Origin of the sequence: Streptococcus sp. HMSC074F05 (assembly GCF_001808725.1) — a bacterium.
Classification (GTDB): domain Bacteria; phylum Bacillota; class Bacilli; order Lactobacillales; family Streptococcaceae; genus Streptococcus; species Streptococcus parasanguinis_I.
In genome coordinates this window covers 196,212-216,308 of sequence record NZ_KV794411.1, presented here as the reverse complement: position 1 = coordinate 216,308, position 20,097 = coordinate 196,212, and the positions used below count along the sequence as shown (strand labels likewise).

The window sequence follows — 20,097 nt, the reverse complement described above, 5'->3', positions numbered from 1 at the left end:
CATCAAGCTATCATTTGTGATAAAAGAAATTCCCAAACAAAGGAGACCACAAACCAAGTCGGTCGTCATCAAAATCTTGCGACGGGAAAAACGGTCTGAGATCACGCCTCCAAATGGATTGACTAGAATGGAGGTGACGAGTTCAGAAATCTGATAAATCCCCAACACTGTCTTTCCTACCGTCCCCATCGAAGCCAGCCAAACACTGTTCCCATAGTCATAGAGCATATTTCCCATTCTATTGATCGCCCCACGAGCAATCAACTGGATAGCATGTCGATTCATAAAAAACCTCCTTCATTTTCTGAAACTATTGTATCAGTTCATGAAAGAGGTTTTCATTTTGTCCCCTATTTGGGAAAATTAATGCTTTACAAATTTATCAAAGGATCCCTACTGTTCTTTTGATTGAAGTTGCTTAGCTACTAGCTGAGCCAAGAGTGAAAAGAGAATAACCCCAGCTCCAATCAAGAGAAATGATTTCATACGGACGCTTGGCAACCAAGTCATCAACCCTTTGGCGATGGGCATAAAGAGAACAGCCAAGGTATAAATTGTGCTCAATACTCTACCTAGATAATCATCTTCCACCTTGGTTTGTACTTGAGTAAAAACGTGGATGTCGAAAATGGTCACAAAAAATTCACAGACCAAATTTCCTGAAAAGGAAAGATAAGGCGGAAGGGGCAAGCCCATTATGAACACTCCTATCCCTGCCATGATCAGTAAAAACAGGAGAATTTTCATACTTGATTTCATTTTATTGGCAACAAGTGCTCCTAGAATAGATCCAATAGCTCCCAGCGTTAAAATAGTCGCATAAGCTCCTTTAACCCCGTATAGACGATTCGAGAAGGGAAGTAAAAACTCAAAAGCCGCAAAAAAGAAATTGACGCTAGAAGCCACTAATAAGAGAAAGAAAATCTCTTTCTGATGCCAGATATAGTCTAACCCATCCTTGATATCAGAAAAAATATCTTTCCCGGTAAACTGTTTCCTCTCTTGAACCTTAGCTTCTTCTTTCGGAAGGAAAGCCACTAGGACAAAGGCAATGAAAAAGGTCAGTGCATCTAATAAGAGGGTCATATGAAGACTGGCAAATTGTAGAACTAGGAAAGAAAAAACAGGTGAACAGACACTAACAACCTGTAAGACTAACTCCAAGTGGGCGTTATAGGTCACAATCTCGTCTTTCTCTACTACCTCGGTAATAATGGCTTTATTGGCAGGTCGAGAAAAACCAAAGGCAATGGCCTGAACAATATTGGCAAAAATAAGAGCCGCAATCATCAAGCTATCATTTGTGATAAAAGAAATCGCCAAACAAAGGAGTCCACAAACCAGGTCGGTCGTCATCAAAATCTTGCGACGAGAAAAACGGTCTGAAATCACTCCTCCAAAAGGATTCACGAGAATCCCTGTCACTAACTCAGAAATTTGATAGATCCCTAATACCGTCTTTCCTATAGTCCCCATCGAAGCCAGCCAGACACTATTTCCATAGTCATAGAGCATATTTCCAATTTTGTTAATAGCTCCACGACTAATTAATTGTACCGCATGTCGGTTCATAAAATCTCCTTTATCACTGTCCTATTTAGGGACATTCATCTATTACAAATTTATCAAAGTGTTCTTGATAGTAAGCTACCTGCTCTGGAAGACCTAGCACACCAAAAATATGCATAGCCTCTTGCATTTGCTGACTCCCTTCTTTCTCTTGCCCCTTCTGATAGAGGGCAAATCCCTTGAGGTAATGAAAGACATTGCGCTCGTAGAGTTTGATGCTCTTGCCGATAATCTTTTCCACATAGGCTTCAAAATAACTAGCACTTTCAAAAGAACGGTGTTCTAAACAATGCTGGTAACAATTGAGGGCTAGAATCAAGACCAGTTTTCGATGGCGACCAATTTCCTTGTAGAAATCTTCCCGCTCCATCACTTCTCTACCAAGCCGAGTGACATAATCCACATCATAAAAGCTATAAAGATTGCCAAAGAGGATCAACTCATACATGGTCCATTCTTCCGTCTGAAAGAGATAATCCGCCACCTTGTCCAGATCACTTTGCTTCATCGTGTAGCTGGCATCTCTCTGGCAAATCAAGCCTTGTAACAAAATCCAGTTCAATTCAAAATAGAGGGGATTGGTCGAACTTGTAGACTTTTCAAGTTGTTCTCCTTGAAGCCTTTGAAAACCAGCAATATCATTTGAGTAGTAAAGCGGAATAATCTGAGCCATCAAGGCCACATGCTCATGGTGTTGGAAATTTCTGGCCTTATCCATAAAATTCTCAACAGTCACATGGATATTGTCCAAAATTTCAAAGAAGCGCGACGTAGCCAGATCCGACATCCCCAATTCAAAACGGGATAACTGGGAGGTCGAGCAAGCTTCTCCCGCAGCTTCTTTTAACGAATAATTCTTACTGATTCGAAATTCACGAAAAACTTTGCCTAAATCTTCCATTTGATTACCACTTAAATTCCTTTAAGTACCTTTCTAACTCTTGCAAGTATCCTTCGTAGAATCCGTGATCTTCTTTAACGGAAACATCTAATTGTCTTAAGTAAGAAATCAGCCAATCAACCAATAGATCATACTGATGAAGAGGTAGGCGTTTCATCTGCTCTTCAACAAAAGAAATGGCCTCTGTAAAGCGCTGCTCTTCTAAAACTTGCTGAAGATAGTGATTCCCGTTGATGAGTTTTCCTTCCTCATCCTCATACTGCCCCAAATCTAAATTCTGAATCTGCAGGCGCAAAGTTGTACCAATTATATCGGCTACACCTTTAATCTGCTTCATAAACCAATCATTTTCAGTCATCACAATGTTCTCCTTAGGCAAATTAGAAAACTACACTTTCTCCGCTAATTCTTCCCATTCTATCATGGCTTCTTCTTGGGCGGCGGTCAGCTGGTCGATTTGCTGCTGGCTCTCCATGAGTTCGCCGGTTTCATTGGTGGCCTACAGCTTCTTTTAACGAATAATTTTTACTGATTCGAAATTCCCGAAAAACTTTGCCTAAATCTTCCATTTATTCCACCTGCTCTGACAGTTCTGCCCATTCTTCCATAACTGCTTCCTGCTGGACAGTCAGTTGGTCCAGGTCACTCTGGAGTTGAACTAAGTCGGCTGCATCGTTGGTGCTATGCATGGTTTCGGTGATGTCTTGGATTTTTTGATCTAGCTCTTCCATCTCTGCTTCCAATTGCTCAATGCGGCGGGTGATTTTGCGGAGTTCCTTTTGATTTTGCTTTTGCAGGTGATAGTCATTGCCAGTGACTTCTTCCGTTGAAGAAGCGGGCTCAGCTTCTGCTTGCGCTGCAGCAAGGGCCTCTAACTCTGCTTTCTTCTCCAGATAATAGTCATAGTCTCCTAGGTAAAGGGTCGAGCCCTCTTCTGAGAGTTCCAAAACCTGTGTAGCCACCCGATTGATAAAGTAGCGGTCGTGGCTGACAAAGAGCAGGGTCCCATCAAAATCAATCAAGGCATTTTCCAGTACTTCCTTGCTATCAATGTCCAAGTGGTTGGTCGGCTCATCGAGAATCAAGAAATTGTTGTTTTCCATGGACAGCTTGGCCAAGAGTAGACGCGCCCGCTCTCCACCTGACAGCATGCCGACGGTTTTCTTGACATCGTCCCCTGAGAAAAGGAAGGCTCCTAGGCGATTACGAATTTCTACTTCTGGTGTCAGTTTAAAGTCATTCCAGAGCTCATCCAAGACACTATTGTGAGGGGTTAGTTTACTTTGGGTCTGGTCATAGTAGCCCACCTCGACATTGGCCCCAAAACGGGCTTCCCCCTTGATAAAAGGAATCTGCCCGACAATAGACTTGATAAGAGTAGATTTCCCGATCCCATTTGGTCCGACAATAGCGACCGCATTCATCTTACGGATATCCAGATTGATCGGCTCGGACAGGATTTGATCATCATAGCCAACGGCCGCCTCTTCTACTGTCAAAACGACATTACCAGAGGCCTTATCAGAATGGAAGGTCATATGGGCAGACTTGGTCCCAGCTTCGGGCTTGTCTAGGCGCTCCATTTTTTCCAACTGCTTGCGACGAGACTGGGCCCGTTTGGTAGTCGACGCCCTCACCAAATTACGGTTGACAAAGTCTTCAAGCGCTGCAATTTCTTTTTGTTGCTTCTCGTAGTTCTTGGCTTCGGTCAGAAGCTTTTGCTCTTTTTGCTCGACAAAGCTGGAGTAATTGCCGACATAGCGATCTAAAGAATGCTTGGTCAAATCCAAAGTAATGGTTGCGACCTTGTCTAAGAAATACCGATCGTGGCTGACAATGAGAAGGGCCCCGCTATAATTGACCAAGTAATTTTCCAACCAGGCAATGGTCTCAATATCCAAGTGGTTGGTCGGCTCGTCCAGTACCAAGAGATTTGGCTTCTCCAAGAGCATCTTGGCTAGGGCTAGACGGGTGTTTTGCCCTCCAGACAGCTCTTCAATCTTCATCTGCCACATGGACTCATCGAACTTGAAGCCGTTGAGAATCGCGCGAATATCTGCCTCATAGGTGAAACCACCAGCTTGACGGAATTCTTCCGATAAACGGTCATAATCCAGCATGAGTTTGTCCAAGTCAGCCCCAGTTTTTTCCCCCATCTCCAGCTCCATCTGCCGCAAACTTTTCTCCGTCTTACGAAGATCGTCAAAGACATGAAGCATCTCATCGTAGATGGTATTGGACGACTCAAAGCGACTATCCTGGGCTAGATAGGAAAGAGAAAGGTCGCGCTTTTTATTGATTTCCCCAGAAGTCGGCTCTTCTTCTCCCACCAAGATTTTTAAGAGCGTGGACTTACCGGCTCCGTTCTTTCCAACCAGGGCAATCCGGTCCCGTTCATCCACTTGCAGGCTGATATTATCAAAAAGAACCTCCCCTGCAAAAGAGCGTTCAATTTTGTTGGCTTGTAAAATAATCATGTTCCTATTTTACTATCTTTTTACGGATTAAACAAGGGAAGACGAAGCATCAAAAAAATCCCGAGCCCCTTGAGGCCCAGAACTTTTAGCAAGTATTTTTAAACTCATTCTTCCTTGTATAATTGTCGGACTGCTTCTACATCTGAATCCTGGATACTGTAGAAAGAGCCAGCTGGTTGCATGACCGATTCTCCATCTGTGTGGTCCAACCCAATCGCATGGCCTAGTTCATGCTCAGCTGTATTGACAATCCGATCATAACTATAGTTATAGATATAATTTAACAGATAATGGCGATTGAGGCGAACTGTGATGTGGGTGAACCGATTGGTTAAGAGGTTAGTTTGAGAGGCAGTCTCTCCTGCTGCAGAAACGGATGCGTTGTCCATCTCGGTCAAGACCACATTGGCTTCTTTTTCATTTGTGACCAGCTTGAAAGTAAAGGCACCTGTTTGGTTCCAAGCCTCAATGGCATCCCGATAGGCTTTTATAAAAGTTTGACTGATATTGGGATCTAGATAAACCGTGGCCTCTGCTTTTTCCCAGCGAGCACCACTATGCTCATGATTGTCCGTCTGCGTCGTCTGTGAGCTAGGTGCCATCCCAAAGCGCGATACAAAGCCCTGATCACCAAATAAATTTCCAACTTGATAGACAACCTTTTGGGCAGCTCGCCCAACCCCATCCATACCAGAACTAGGAGAATCTGTGAAATAGATGATCCCCACAAGGATGAGAAAACTGATCGCAATGGTCCAGAAAAATCCCCAAAAGAGACTCCAAGCCATGCGAAGGATTCCTCTGAAAAACCGAAAAATAGTTCTCATACATTCTCCTTTCTCTTAAAGAAGGTATGCAATTGTAACACTCCATGCTTAAAAATAACTTAAATAAACCTGCTTTTTTGCTTATTGATGGATGGTTACTTTTCCTGTCTGGTAATCCAGGCTCATTCCACTTTGAACATTGGGAACAAAGACATTGAACTCAAGAGTCCCGTCACTCGATTTGGCTTCGATGTGAGAACCTAAAGGAATCAGATCTTCCGGCTGATTGTAGATCAAAGTGACCCGATAGCGGACCCGCTTGTTCTTATCTAAGGCTTTTCGAACCAGGGTCTCATAGTAGTTTTGACCAGTGGAATGAGGATCATTGGCTTGATTGGACCAAGCCGTTTGCACGGCGATATTTTTGGGATTGCTAGTAGAAGCGTCAAAGCCTTTGAGATTGCCGATCAAGGCGTAACCCAATAGATGACCCCGATCCACAGCATGGTCGTACTCGCCTGACAGATTATGAACCTGATGCCAACCAGCAGGTTTCCAATCGGTTAGGCCACTTCCTGTTGCATCGCGATCTCTGTACTGACGAGTCGCCTTAGTCATGATGGCATTGGCAACTGTCGGTACGGTCTTTCCATTGACTTCTTTTGTCTTGTTATCCGCATAGGGTTGACTAGCCACACTGGCATCCAGATCTGTCCGATTCCCCTTAACGACAAAGGATCCAGCGCCATTCCATTCCAAGTCATTTCCCAATTGTGAACGGGCAGATTTCGTTAATACAGAGCTAGCTAACTCTTTACTAGGTGTTTCCTCTTGGCTACTGGTCACCACCGAAACAACCTGATCTGTCGCTTCTTTTACCGTCGGTTGATTAAAATAATAGCCACCAATAGCTAGGGCCGTTGCCACCACAAAACCTGCTAGTGTTTGTTTGGTTCGTTTGCTTACTGTTTGTTTTGCCATACCTCTCTCCAAAAAAGAGCAGCGCTAGATGGGTCACTGACTCGATTCGCTGCTCTCCTTTTTACTCAATGTTATTTAAATCTTATTTGCCGGTTAGCTTTCCAATGATTTCTGACCAAGTATCCGGAGAGAGAATGGACCATGGATTTTTTCCATCGCCAATCACTCCATAACCAATGACCAAACCAATTGCAAAAATGATGATGCCAATCACAGCCAACAGGAGGACAATTCCTAGCTGTTTTCCAACATAGCGAAGATTAGTTTTCATCGTCTTCTTCCTCTACACGTTTCACGTCTGCACCAAGTGCCACCAATTTCTCATGGAATTGATAATAACCACGGTCTAAGTGACTTAATTTGCTGACCTTTGTTTCTCCTTCTGCCACTAAGCCCATCAAGACAAGCGTTGCACTCGCGCGCAAATCGGTCGACATGACCTCTGCACCTTGGAAGCTTTCACCTCCTACGATACGAGCTGTATCCCGCATAATATCTGAGTGAACGCCCATTCGACGCATTTCTTCCAAATGTTGGAAACGATTCTCAAAGACGGTTTCAATCATGGTGGACTCACCCTTAGCCATGGCCATCAAGGCTGTAAATTGAGCCTGCATATCAGTTGGGAATCCTGGGTACGGAAGAGTTTTAACAGTCACTGGACGGAGCTTACTGATATCCGATTGAATCCGAATTCCATTTTCTTCTTCGGTTACCTTCACGCCCATCTCCTGCATCTTAGACAGCAGCGGACGATTGTGTTCCCAAATGGCATCTTCGATCAAGACATCTCCACCGGTCATGGCTGCCCCAATCATAAAGGTTCCAGCTTCGATGCGGTCTTGCACAACATTGTGGTCTGCCCCATGCAAGCTCTCCACACCGACGATGGTTAAGGTCTCAGTTCCTGCCCCCTTGACATTAGCTCCCATTTTGTTGAGTAAAAGAGCTAGGTCAACAATCTCAGGTTCCCGCGCAGCATTTTCAATCACGGTGACTCCATCAGCCAAGGTTGCAGCCATCATAATATTTTGTGTTGCCCCTACTGATGGGAAGTCCATATAGATATGTGCTCCCTTGAGACGATCTGCTTTCGCTTCAATATAGCCGGCCGTTTGTGTAATTTCAGCCCCCATGGCTTCCAGACCTTTGAGATGGAGGTCTATTGGACGACTACCGATCGTACAGCCTCCAGGCATGGAAACCTTGGCATGGCCATTGCGTGCCAAGACAGGACCCAAGACAACGATAGAGGCCCGCATCTTGCTCACATACTTATAAGGCGCTTCCTCTGATAATTTATCTTGCGCATCTACGACAACCGTATTTTCTTCTTCATTGAAGGTCACTTGTGCATTCAAGCCACGAACGACATTGTTCATTGTGAAGACATCTGATAAAACAGGGACGTTTTTTAAGGTCGTCACGCCCTCACTTGCAAGGACTGTTGCAGCAAGAAGCGGAAGGACAGCGTTTTTTGCTCCTTCGATTTTGACAGTTCCAACTAGTCGATTATTTCCACCATTAACGATTATTTTTTCCATACGGGATTGTTCTCCAATTTCTTAAAGTCACGACTTCTATCATACCATATTTTTGATAAAATGTGGCTAGAATTGGCCAATAAAAATCTGCCGACTCATCTCATACACGCTGATAAAAAATGAGCTGGTTAGATAGCCGATTCCAATGCTGAGCATCAAGATCAAAAAACGGATTTTAACAGCATTTTCAGTACTTACTTTTAAAAACTTTTCCCATTGAACCAGGTTCAACAATAGGTAATAGGCAAAAAAGATAAACAATAAATGGCTTGAAAAGTTAAAAATCATTTGGATCATACAGCTATTATACCATATTTGATTCTCACTTTCTTCTTTTGATTCTCACTCAACAAAAATAAGGCGAGGACAAGACCTCTACCTTATTTTTTAATATGTTATAAACGATTTCCGACATTAATCCGGTTAATGGCGCGTTGAAGAGCAATTTTAGCACGACGTTCCATATCAACCGAATGCTGATCTTTGGCTTCTTCAATCGCTTTTTCAGCTCGCAGTTTGGCACGTTCTGCACGACTAATGTCGATATCTCGAGCACGTTCGGCAGAATCGGCAACAATGGTAATGAGATTACCTGCTACTTCGATAATCCCCCCATTGACTGCAATCCAATCAATATGTTTGTCATCGTCGACACGACGAACCTTTACTTGGTCTACAGCCAAAACCGCAATGGTATTGATATGATGAGGTAAAATCCCTAATTCACCATCAATTGTCTTGACAGATACAAATGCGGCATGATGATCATAAACCAGTCCATCCGGTGTAACGATTTGGACGTTCATTTGACTCATCTTTCACCTCTTCTTAGAATCCCATTTTTTCAGCTTTGGCAATCACATCTTCGATCGATCCAACACCACGGAAGGCATCTTCAGGAAGATGGTCATATTTTCCGTCCAAGATTTCTTTAAAACCACGAACAGTTTCTGCAACAGGTACGTATGAACCAGGTTGACCGGTAAATTGTTCCGCAACGTTGAAGTTTTGTGACAAGAAGAATTGGATCCGGCGAGCACGAGCAACCAAGGTCTTTTCTTCGTCAGACAATTCATCCATCCCCAAGATCGCAATGATATCTTGCAATTCATGGTAACGCTGAAGGACACGTTTGACCTCAGATGCTACTGCATAGTGTTCTTCTCCTACGATTTCTGGAGAAAGGGCACGTGAGCTTGATGCCAATGGGTCCACCGCAGGGTAGATCCCCAATTGTACCAATTTACGTTCCAAGTTGGTTGTTGAATCCAAGTGGGCAAAGGCGGTTGCTGGCGCTGGGTCTGTATAGTCATCGGCTGGCACATAGATGGCTTGAATGGATGTAACAGAACCTTTCTTGGTTGACGTAATCCGTTCTTGCAATTGCCCCATTTCAGTTGCCAAAGTAGGTTGGTAACCAACGGCTGAAGGCATCCGTCCCAAAAGGGCTGATACTTCAGATCCGGCTTGGGTGAAACGGAAGATATTGTCGATAAACAAGAGAACGTCCTGACCTTCGACATCACGGAAGTATTCCGCAATGGTCAAACCAGTCAAAGCAACACGCATCCGTGCTCCAGGTGGCTCATTCATTTGTCCAAAGACCATGGCTGTTTTTTCAATAACGCCAGATTCTTTCATTTCCCAGTAAAGGTCATTCCCTTCACGTGTCCGTTCCCCAACACCGGTAAATACAGAAATACCACCGTGTTCTTGGGCAATATTATGGATTAATTCTTGAATCAAGACAGTCTTCCCAACTCCGGCACCACCGAAGAGTCCGACCTTCCCACCTTTCAAATAAGGGGCTAAGAGGTCAATGACCTTGATCCCTGTTTCAAGAATTTCTTCTGAAGTAGAGAGCTCGTCAAAGGATGGAGCTTTTTTGTGGATGGAGTCACGAGGAGCATCCTCAGCAAAAGGTTGATCCAAGTCAATGGTATCTCCAAGAACATTGAAGACACGTCCCAAGGTTTCTTTTCCGACTGGAACAGAGATTGGACGACCTGTGTCCAAGACTTCCATTCCACGTGTTAAACCATCGGTTGATTCCATGGCGATGGTCCGTACGACCCCATCACCAAGTTCCAAAGCTACTTCAAGAACGACTTTTGATTTTTGTTGGTCATTTTTATAGACTACAAGCGCATTATTGATCTCAGGAAGTTTATCTCCAACGGAAAAGGCAACGTCTACGACGGGACCTACGACCTGAGAAATTTTGCCTAAACTCATGTCATTCTCCTATTCTAAGTAATTTCTACTGCTCAAAAGTTCTCTTTCAAGCATCTGTTTTTGTATTTAAAATTGTATCCGACAACTATTCAAGGGCGCTAGCACCTGCAACGATTTCGGTAATTTCTTGTGTAATCGCTGCTTGACGAGCACGGTTGTATTGAATCGTTAATTCATCAATGACTTTCTTGGCATTGTCTGTTGCAGTTTGCATGGCCATCATCCCCGCAGCATTTTCAGCTGTTTTAGCATCAATAATGGCACCATAGATCATGCTTTCAGCAAATTGAGGAAGCAATTGATCCAAAATGGCATCTCGACTAGATTCCAATTCTAGATTCAATACATAGTCCTCATCCGCTTCATTTGGGTCCAAATCAATAATTGGAAGCATTTGTTCCACCCGCATTTGACTCGTCAAACTGTTGACGTGGTGGTTGTAACAGACGTACAACTCATCAAACAAGCCTTCTTGATACATTTGGACTGTTTTCGAAATGATCTTGCGAACTTCCTTAAAGCTAGGCTGATCAGGCAAACCACGCAATTCATAAACCGGCTGAATCCCACGGGCACGGAAGAAATCCGCACCGACGCTTCCAATACAGATCACTTCAAAGTCATCTCCAGTTGGATGGTATTCTGCCTTCATTTCCATCATGGTTTTAAGGATGGAGGCATTGTAACCTCCAACCAAACCACGATCGGATGTAATCACGATATAAGCTGTCTTTTTTACCGGGCGACTCACCAACATCGGATGGGACTTGGTATTTTCTGTTTCATGTCCATGGAGCAAGTCTGTTAATAACTTACGTACCTTAGCAGCATAAACCTGAAAATCCTTGGCTGCCTGCTCAGATTTACCAAGTTTGGCAGCGGACACCATCTGCATGGCATTGGTGATTTGACTGGTGTTTTTTGTGGATGCAATTTTATTTTTAATATCATTTAATGAAACTGCCATCTTCCACTCCTATTTCTATTTGAAATTTGACTGGTTGACAAATTCAGTAAGGGCTGCATCCAGTTCTTCTTCTGCTGGAAGATCATGTGTCGAACGAATCGTCTCAAAGATTTGATGATAATGTGCTTCAAAGTAATCAAACAACTCTTCTTGGAAACGAAGAATGTCGTCTACTGGAACACTATCTAAGAAACCATGAGTCAAGGCATACAAGATCACGACTTGTTTTTCAACTGTCAATGGTTCATGAACAGGTTGTTTCAAGACTTCCACTGTCCGACGACCACGGTTCAATTTCGCTTGAGTCGCAGCATCCAAATCACTACCAAATTTCGTGAAGGCTTCCAACTCACGGTAGGAAGCGAGGTCGATACGAAGGGTACCCGCAACTTTCTTCATAGCCTTGATTTGAGCAGATCCACCAACCCGGGAAACAGAAGATCCGGCATCAATGGCTGGACGAATACCGGCATTAAACAAACTATCTTGCAAGAAGATTTGTCCGTCTGTGATCGAAATCACATTGGTTGCGATATAAGCGGAGATGTCCCCTGCTTGGGTTTCAATGATTGGAAGAGCTGTAATAGAACCCCCACCCAATTCATCCGAAACTTTCGCAGAACGTTCCAACAAACGGCTGTGGAGATAGAAGACATCCCCTGGGAAGGCTTCACGTCCTGGTGGACGACGGAGAAGAAGGGACAATTCACGGTAAGCTACGGCTTGTTTTGACAAATCATCATAGACGATCAAAACATGTTTACCGTTATACATGAACTCTTCTGCCATGGCAACCCCAGCATAAGGTGCCAAATAAAGCAATGGAGACGGTTGAGAAGCCGAAGCGGTTACCACAATCGTATAATCCATAGCTCCGTATTTACGGAGAGTTTCTACTTGCGTACGAACTGTTGATTCTTTTTGACCAATCGCCACATAGATACAGATCATGTCTTGACCCTTTTGGTTCAAAATGGTATCGATGGCAATCGAAGTTTTCCCTGTTTGACGGTCCCCGATGATCAATTCCCGTTGACCGCGTCCAATTGGAACAAGGGCATCAATGGCTTTCAAACCAGTTTGTAGGGGTTCTGAGACAGATTTCCGTTGCATAACACCAGGAGCTGGTGTTTCAACTGGACGGAATTTATCTGTCACAATCTCACCCAAACCATCTACTGGTTGGCCAAGTGGGTTGACAACACGACCAATCAAGGCATCCCCTGCAGGGACTTCCATGATTTTACCTGTACGACGGACAGAGTCTCCTTCACGAATATCCGTGAAATCACCCAAGATGATGATCCCGACATCCGTTGTCTCTAAGTTTTGGGCCATCCCGTATGAGCCATTTTCAAAGATTAACAACTCACCACTCATGGCATTTTCAAGACCATGAGCACGGGCAATCCCGTCACCAATGTAGGTTACAACACCTGTCTCAGTGACGTCAAAGTTTGGCTTGAAATTTTCAATTTGTTGCTTAATTAAAGCGCTGATTTCTTGTGCGTTAATCGCCAAAATTCACACCACTTTCTATTTCAATTTAGATTTTATAACTTGCAATTGGTGTTTGAGACTGGTATCCAACGTTTTATGATTGGCTGTCACGACAAAGCCACCAATTAAATCTGGATCGATCTTTTGTTGGATCGAGCGAACTTGAATCCCAAATTTTCTTTCGATAATGGGGATTAGCTTTTGCTCTTGAACAGGATCCAAACCAGCAACCGTCGTAACAGTGACGACAAAAGCGTTGCTCAACAGTTGAATCTGATCCAAACAAATCGTTACAATGTCATAAAATAAGGCTTCACGATGATTGAGAATAACCACTTCAATCAAATGGTCGAGTAATTGTGAATCCGAGGGTTGAAAAAGTCTGAGACTTTTTGCTTTCTCTTCATCCTCTACACCGATATGAGCTAAGAAGTTAGCAAGTCCAGTCTCTTCAAAAATACCCTTGATTTGAGTCAATTTTTCAAAGACTAGGTCTTGTTCTCCTTTTTCAAAGACCAATTGAACAAAAGGCTGGGTATATTTCTCAATCACCATCAGTTGCTTTTTGTCCATTAGGCTTCTCCTAATTCATCAAGATAGCGATCGATCAGTTGGCGTTGACCTTCAGCATCCAGCTGTTGGCTCAACAATTTGCTGGCAAGATTGACAGTGAGATCTGCCACATCACCTTTGATACTGTTCAATGCTTCTTCTTTGTTATGCGCAATTTCTTGTTGCGCTTTTTCTTTCAAACGTACTGCTTCTTGAGTGGCTTCTGAAAGGATCTGAGATTTATTCTTTTCTGCAGTTTCCTTTGCATTTTCGACGATAGACGCAGCTTCTTTGCGGCTACCTGCCAACTCTTCTTCACGTTTACTTGCTAGTTCCTCAGCTTTTTGACGAGCTGATTCTGCTCCATCAATATCATCTGTAATCTTTTTGGCACGCGCTTCTAAAATTCCATTGATATTGTTCCATGCAAATTTCTTTATTAAAAAGATTAATAATAGGAAGGAACCAGCAATGAGAATAAAGTTACCAATAATTTCACTCATTGATACATGCATTCTTCTACTCCTCCTCTACTTACTCTTCACCATTAATTTTCTTACCAATATAAATTGATGACAACATGGTAAACACATAGGCTTGGATACATGAAATGAAAATCGAAAACGCTGTCCACGCCATGCTTCCAATAAAGGCAAATGGATACCAATAAACAGCTTGATGCGACAAAGTCACAAGCAAGCTTGCTAGTACCTCACCCGCAAAGATATTTCCGAAGATCCGAAGTGCCAAGGAGGCAAAGTTCGTTAATTCTTCCAAAATATTCATGGGGGTCATAAATCCGGGTGTCACAAAAGCCTTTAAATATTCCTTCACACCACGTCTGCGAATTCCTTCTACATGGGCGATTAAGGTGATCAAAAATGAAAAGGCAAAGTCATAACCCAGGTTAGCGGTTGGTGATGTCCACAAATTGTAACCATTGGTCGTTTCGATTTTAGCCATCAATCCAATGTTATTGGCTACTAAAAGAAAGAGGAAAAGAACAAACAAGAACAAGGAATAGTCCTTTATGTAATGTTCCCCAATATTTCCTTTTGTAAAGCCTACGACAAAGTCATATGCGTATTCCAGCACATTTTGTTTGCCTTTTGGTCGGATCGACATTTTTCGACTGGCCCAATAAATGAAGCCAAAAACGGCGAAAACAGAAATCAGGGTCATAGCAAGTAGGGTCAAATTAAAAGATACAGGTCCAAGAGTAATCGTTGGATTGATACTTTCTTCCAAGGTTTGACACCTCCTTTTCTAAAATAGAAGCGTCTATTTGATAATAAAGGCCATAACCAAGGTTACGAAGAAAGTACCTTCGACAAAGGCAACACCAAGAATCAAGAGGCTACGCAATTGACCGATAATTTCTGGTTGACGAGACGCAGATTTCAATAAGCTACTCATCATCAAACCTTCTGCCAGTGATACACCAAAACAGGCTAAACAAAGACCTAAAAATGTTAAATTCATGATGAATTCTCCTTTTATAAATTTTACTTCCTTAGTTTACTCCTAAAAGATATAATAGTCAAATATTTCCTATAAAAGTAAGCGTTTTAGTGAAATTACGTTATTTTTTTAATATGATAATTTTTCCTATCTACGATTGATTTCTTTTAATTTTTAGTCGCTTTGTCCACCTCTATTCATTTTTTCTTCTAAAAAACTCTCACCTGCTCAGCAGATGAGAGAATTCGATTATTTAAAGATAGACGTTTTGAAACTGTCTGTTTGTTGCAGTAATTTCTTAAAGATTTTTTCTTTCAAGGCAAGGGTATTGTCAAATTTGACAGAACCATTCTTCAAACTGGCCTGATCTTTTTCAACCGCAGTTGCAAAGGCTTGTTTTAAGTCCTCATAAGAGCTATAAGTAGTCCCATCCACTTCAATAGCCTGAAGTCCATTTTTGGCACTGGTTACCACTTCATTGAAGTAGGCTTTCTTCCAGTCTTCAAGGGTACTGAATTTCCCATCAGAAATCTTTTGAATGATGTAATCATCCCCTAGAGTCGCATGACCTGCTTGTTTGGATTCTTGTTTATACTTGTTTGAAGCATAGCCTAAGAAGCCTTTTTCATAACCATAGTAGCCCCAGAGTCTAAAGGTATTGTGTTTGAAGGACATGGCTCCAGGAGCCCCTTCACTGGTGTTTCCACCATAGATCCCTGTCATCATCGGCACCGTCACATAGGCTGAGCCAAAGTCTAATGGATTATAGACACCATTTCCAGGACCACGATTGGTCATGAAGTTGTTGGTGATGAGATCATCTACTGAATGTAAGGTGATGGCTTTTTCCTCATCACTCAAAGGACGCACCTTATCAAATTGATTCTTGGTATTAGCCCCTCGGTATTGTTTATCAACCTTCTTGAACCATGCATTGTTCAAGTCTTGACTGCCTTTATTGAGGACGGCTTCTCCTTCTAGGTAATCCAGAAGCATGAGAGTGTCATTATAGCCTTTCATATACCGATCAATTTCGTCACGTGACTTCAAATCATTTGGATTGGTATTGTACCATTGGTTTCCATCGTTAGGACGCTCATAGGCCATGTTGAGACCTAAGGCCTTGTATTCCCCGTTTGGATTGGATACGGATGGTGTTTGCAACATTCCTTGGGCAAAGGCTTCAATATCAGTTCCTTCGCGGTGTCTCCAACCACCTAAGTAAACCATACGGTCATTGACGTGCGTCGTTTCGTGCGTGAAGGCAGAGACCCCAAAGTCACTGATCATATCGGTCACCATGAAGAAGACAGAGTCATCTTTATATGGATTTCCGTAAATTCGCGCCACTGCTCCCATCCGCCAATCTGTCGCATGGTAACGATCGGTTGGACCATACAATTCACGGATTGGAGCCACATCCTTGCCACTGTTGGTATGTCCATAACGGTCTGTACTAATGCCCTTGTAGTTTTGGTTATCAAGGACAGGGGTCGGCACCATATTGTTGCTCTTCAAGAGCTGATTGCGAACCTTATCCGTTGCTAGACGTGACCAGAAATCTAGGTAATTCTGTTGGCCTTTCGCTACCTTGTCAATTTCCTCTTTGAAGGCATTGCGTTCTGCTTCCGTGTTCTTGCCATATTTCTCGAAGGAACTATAGGCCATAGTGTTGTAAGTTGAAATCAAGAACATATGAGCATCTTTTAAGTTCAAGAGTGGCAAGATCATTTTACCGTGAACATCATTGTTTAAGCCCTCATAGGCTCTGTGTTTAGCAGACGCGAATGCTGGATTGGTCGTCTCACGCTCCACAATATAGACATTGTCTTTGGTTGCTTTGATGAACCAATCGTTCAAGTCTGTCTCTTTTGTAAAGAGCTCCATATTGTACTTCAAGAAGTCATTGAGGTTGCCAGAAAGAGTCGATTTAGCCACGACTTCACGGAAAGCATCGTGGGTACGAGTCCCTTTGATGTAGTCTTCTTTTGAGCCGATTTCAATCAAGCGGTCTAAGACATCAACATTCTTCCCATAGAAGTCTGGCTTGAACAACATGAGTTGCTTGAGATTGACATTATCGAATTTCACCCCGTAATAACGGTTGAGGTAAGAAAGACCCAAAAGAACAGCAGCCTTATTATCATCAATCTTCTTAATGAGCGCACGTTTGGCAGCTTCATCTGTATTTAATTGATGATCTTGGTTTTCAACCAGTTGTTTGACAAAGTGAGTCAGATTGTCCTTGACTTCTTGGAAGCTTTCTTCGAGGTAAAGGTTCTTGATGGCATTGACTTTGTTAGGTCCTGTTCGACCTAAGTGAGTGTAGATTGGATCTGATTGCAATTCTACTGGACTTAGTTTTCCTACGATGGCACCAATGAGATCGCTCCGGTCTTTGTCCACCATATTCGGTGTGTAGATCACTTCACCGAGCTCTGCTACACTGTACTCTTTGACTTGTTTGACCTTAGAATCTTTCGGCATCATGCTAAAGATATCTTTGGTCTTATCCGCGTAATGGATCAGGATGTGATCCGCATCCGCTAGTTTAGTGACAAAATCATTGCCCTTCATAGCGGTCACAGACAAGACTTCCTTGGTCAAGAGAGGACTCGTTGCAGCCAATTTATTCCCTTGGTCGACAATCCATTCTTTGTTGTAGAATGGTTGCAATTTAGCAATATTGCGGTAAGCTAACTCACGAGTCGCATCGTAAGCAGTGATGGCCTTGTATTGATCGTCTTTGCTAACAAGGTGATTGAGCGTATCTTCAATCGGTTTGCTGCTGGTGAATTTATCAGCAGTGATTCCCATTGCTTCGATTTTCTGCTCAGCTTCTGCCAGCGAGATGCTTGGGATTTTACGGGAGTTGTTAAAGGTTTTCTTCCCTTCACTCACGCCTTCCACACTGTAATTGCGCTTGGTTCTTGAATAGGTGAAGTAATCATCAGCGTCGATATCCGAATGTCCGAAGACCATCTCACCAGTTTTGACTTTCATCATGGTGATGTTGTCTTCAATAGTCCCCAAGGCCCAGTTGGTCCCTAGTAATCCACCAGATTGAACCGCTTCTTTGAGTTCAATTGAACCTTTAGCAACGGAGTTTCTGAGAACCCCTTCTTTACCGACTGTGTGGTTATTTCCACCATTTTGAGAGGAATAAACGAGACCTGCCGCTTTGGCTTTGTTCCCAGTGATTTCAGCATCAACGTAAGCTTTTTCAACAACACCTTTCCAGTTCTCGCCAACAACACCCGCTAGATAGCCACCTTTGTTCCCAGCAGCGTGCAGTTTCCCGATAAAGGCAACGTTGCTGACCTTCCCACTACCATCAATTTTATTGACAATTCCTGCTACGTCATTGTTCCCGACAACACTTCCTGTTACTTTAACATTCTCGACAGTTGCATTGTTTTTGATAACACCTGCGATTGGGGCTACTCGATCTGTCCCAGGTAGGTCGATATTGACATTTTCAAGCAAGAGATTCTTAACCGAGCCACCTTCGATGTTCCCAAACAATGGTCTTGTAATGTTATGGATGGCAAATGTATTCCCATCCGTACTTTCCAAAATTCCCTTGAAGGCATTGGTCACATAGGATTTCCCTGCTGGCTGGACATTAGCCGCATTCATATTGCTACCCAGTTTAAAGGTACCAGTCGGATTGGCTTGCATAGCTTTTACAAGTTCGTTGAAATTGTAGTAGATATCACCTTCATGTGCTTTGGGTTTCGCAATATAGTGGACATAGACCTCACTGAACTGGTTGTCCGCAGTCCGTTGAATGAGATCAGGAGCTTTGGCTGTTACTTTGTAGAGGGTCGCGCCATCTACCGTCACTTCTTCAATTTTATCAACGGCTAGTTTTGTAACCTTATTATCATGGGTAGTGACCTTTAAGTAGTAAGGCTTCACATCTGATGGTGTTTCAGACAAGAGGCTGCTATCGGTCTCAAGACCTTGGTCATCCACGCTAATCAGACTGGTTTCCTTGATGTTTTTGATTTCAACTTTTTTAAGATCAATTCTCAGTGGTTCTTCCTTGAGAACTTCTTCTTCATCCCCATTTCCACGGTCATAGACCATGGTCGTTGCAAGCGTATAATCCTTGTAGTAGTCCAAGTCCGCTAAAGCAGCTGCTAAGTCCGTCTCTGAAAGGGTCAGGGTTTTCACCACTTGATCACCCTTCTTCAATACAGCCTGGATGGACTTGATGGTCACACCGTCTGGTTTATCCAAATGATAAGTAGCTTTGGCACTGCGCTTCAACTCTTCCTGATCAATGTTGGTCAAGGTTAAGGTTGGCTTTTCAAGTTCTTTAGTCCCTTTTTGAATGATCTGATCTTGCGCTTGTTCTACCACTTCTTCGGAAATTGTAGGAGCATCCGTTGTCTTAACTCCCTTAATGGTCTTGTAAACCTTGGTGATTTTCTTCTTCCCATTTTTACCGACTTGAGAAACCCTTTCGGATCCTTTTAGCAAGGTGGCATCTTGTTCGGTTACCGTCTTAAATGGAATTTCCTCATACGAAACATCCTCTGTTTGGCCTTCAATCGCCTTAGTCCCACGACTAATTTTTTCTGTCACAGGAGCTTTTACTGTTTCAGTTGTCGTGCTCACGGGTTCGCCAATCTTCTCACCATTGACCGTCTTATAAACACGACGAATCTCCTGGCTACCAGCCTCGCCTTTCTGAAGAAGGCTTTCTTCATCTGTGTAACGATTGGCATCCGTTACATACTCTGTTTCATATGGAAGGATTACCGTTTCTGTCTCTGTTACCGTCCCTTCCGTTACTTGATAGGTTGGGTTCTCCGGTTGAACAGGAGCTTCACCGACATGGCCTTCTTCCTGTGTCCCTTTTGCTTCCACCACACCTGTATAGGCTGGATTCTCCGGTTGAATTGGAGCTTCGCCGACATGGCCTTCTTCCTGTGTCCCCTTAGCTTCTACTACACTGGTATATTCTGGGTTCTCCGGTTGAACAGGGGCTTCGCCGACATGGCTTTCTTCCTGTGTTCCCTTAGCTTCCACCACACCTGTATAGGCTGGGTTCTCCGGTTGAACAGGAGCTTCGCCGACATGACCTTCTTCTTGTGTTCCTTTGGCTTCCACCACACCTGTATAGGCTGGGTTC

General features: G+C 43.3%; 18 protein-coding genes and 1 pseudogene. All 19 read right to left on the bottom strand.

Annotated features, from left to right (window positions below):
• Window positions 1–285 (bottom strand): annotated as a pseudogene (locus HMPREF2685_RS04755) (MFS transporter); the annotation flags it as partial.
• Between the two features lie 108 nt (window positions 286–393).
• The gene (locus tag HMPREF2685_RS04750) at window positions 394–1,572 is read right to left on the bottom strand and encodes an MFS transporter (RefSeq protein ID WP_070465628.1); all 1,179 of its coding nucleotides are present in this window, start codon (window positions 1,570–1,572) and stop codon (window positions 394–396) included.
• Between the two features lie 25 nt (window positions 1,573–1,597).
• Entirely contained in the window at window positions 1,598–2,470 is an 873-nt protein-coding gene (locus HMPREF2685_RS04745) for an XRE/MutR family transcriptional regulator (protein WP_070465625.1), read from the bottom strand.
• A 4-nt stretch (window positions 2,471–2,474) separates the two neighbouring features.
• Window positions 2,475–2,828 carry a hypothetical protein gene (locus HMPREF2685_RS04740; protein ID WP_070465622.1) on the bottom strand — a complete coding sequence of 118 codons (354 nt, stop codon included), beginning with the start codon at window positions 2,826–2,828 and terminating at the stop codon, window positions 2,475–2,477.
• Window positions 2,829–3,039: 211 nt separating this feature from the next.
• On the bottom strand, window positions 3,040–4,947 hold the full coding sequence (locus tag HMPREF2685_RS04735) for an ABC-F family ATP-binding cassette domain-containing protein (protein ID WP_070465619.1): 1,908 nt from the start codon (window positions 4,945–4,947) through the stop codon (window positions 3,040–3,042).
• A 104-nt stretch (window positions 4,948–5,051) separates the two neighbouring features.
• A complete protein-coding gene (locus tag HMPREF2685_RS04730) occupies window positions 5,052–5,774 on the bottom strand; it encodes a M57 family metalloprotease (protein ID WP_070465615.1) in 723 nt (240 codons plus the stop codon).
• An 81-nt stretch (window positions 5,775–5,855) separates the two neighbouring features.
• Complete coding sequence (locus HMPREF2685_RS04725; protein WP_070465613.1) at window positions 5,856–6,695, bottom strand: DNA/RNA non-specific endonuclease; 840 nt, start codon at window positions 6,693–6,695, stop codon at window positions 5,856–5,858.
• 82 nt (window positions 6,696–6,777) lie between these two features.
• Window positions 6,778–6,966 carry a DNA-directed RNA polymerase subunit beta gene (locus HMPREF2685_RS04720; RefSeq protein ID WP_049486327.1) on the bottom strand — a complete coding sequence of 63 codons (189 nt, stop codon included), beginning with the start codon at window positions 6,964–6,966 and terminating at the stop codon, window positions 6,778–6,780.
• Window positions 6,956–8,239, bottom strand: a complete 1,284-nt coding sequence (gene murA, locus HMPREF2685_RS04715; protein ID WP_049486328.1) for a UDP-N-acetylglucosamine 1-carboxyvinyltransferase — start codon at window positions 8,237–8,239, stop codon at window positions 6,956–6,958. The genes HMPREF2685_RS04720 and murA overlap by 11 nt, the downstream gene beginning before the upstream one ends.
• Window positions 8,240–8,305: 66 nt before the next feature.
• Entirely contained in the window at window positions 8,306–8,536 is a 231-nt protein-coding gene (locus HMPREF2685_RS04710; protein WP_049486329.1) for a DUF1146 family protein, read from the bottom strand.
• Between the two features lie 98 nt (window positions 8,537–8,634).
• Window positions 8,635–9,054, bottom strand: coding sequence for a F0F1 ATP synthase subunit epsilon (locus HMPREF2685_RS04705; protein WP_049486330.1), 420 nt, complete (start codon window positions 9,052–9,054; stop codon window positions 8,635–8,637).
• A gap of 13 nt (window positions 9,055–9,067) precedes the next feature.
• Entirely contained in the window at window positions 9,068–10,474 is a 1,407-nt protein-coding gene (gene atpD, locus HMPREF2685_RS04700; protein WP_013903321.1) for a F0F1 ATP synthase subunit beta, read from the bottom strand.
• Between the two features lie 85 nt (window positions 10,475–10,559).
• Window positions 10,560–11,441, bottom strand: a complete 882-nt coding sequence (locus HMPREF2685_RS04695; protein WP_013903320.1) for a F0F1 ATP synthase subunit gamma — start codon at window positions 11,439–11,441, stop codon at window positions 10,560–10,562.
• A gap of 15 nt (window positions 11,442–11,456) precedes the next feature.
• On the bottom strand, window positions 11,457–12,962 hold the full coding sequence (gene atpA, locus HMPREF2685_RS04690) for a F0F1 ATP synthase subunit alpha (protein WP_009732555.1): 1,506 nt from the start codon (window positions 12,960–12,962) through the stop codon (window positions 11,457–11,459).
• 15 nt (window positions 12,963–12,977) lie between these two features.
• Window positions 12,978–13,514, bottom strand: coding sequence for a F0F1 ATP synthase subunit delta (locus HMPREF2685_RS04685; protein WP_024055549.1), 537 nt, complete (start codon window positions 13,512–13,514; stop codon window positions 12,978–12,980).
• On the bottom strand, window positions 13,514–14,008 hold the full coding sequence (gene atpF / locus HMPREF2685_RS04680; RefSeq protein ID WP_004219970.1) for a F0F1 ATP synthase subunit B: 495 nt from the start codon (window positions 14,006–14,008) through the stop codon (window positions 13,514–13,516). The genes HMPREF2685_RS04685 and atpF overlap by 1 nt, the downstream gene beginning before the upstream one ends.
• Before the next feature lie 19 nt (window positions 14,009–14,027).
• On the bottom strand, window positions 14,028–14,741 hold the full coding sequence (gene atpB / locus HMPREF2685_RS04675) for a F0F1 ATP synthase subunit A (RefSeq protein ID WP_024055550.1): 714 nt from the start codon (window positions 14,739–14,741) through the stop codon (window positions 14,028–14,030).
• Window positions 14,742–14,774: 33 nt separating this feature from the next.
• On the bottom strand, window positions 14,775–14,975 hold the full coding sequence (locus tag HMPREF2685_RS04670) for a F0F1 ATP synthase subunit C (protein WP_003006433.1): 201 nt from the start codon (window positions 14,973–14,975) through the stop codon (window positions 14,775–14,777).
• A gap of 228 nt (window positions 14,976–15,203) precedes the next feature.
• On the bottom strand, window positions 15,204–20,097 hold a 4,894-nt coding region (locus HMPREF2685_RS04665), incomplete at its 5' end, for a ZmpA/ZmpB/ZmpC family metallo-endopeptidase (RefSeq protein WP_186821438.1).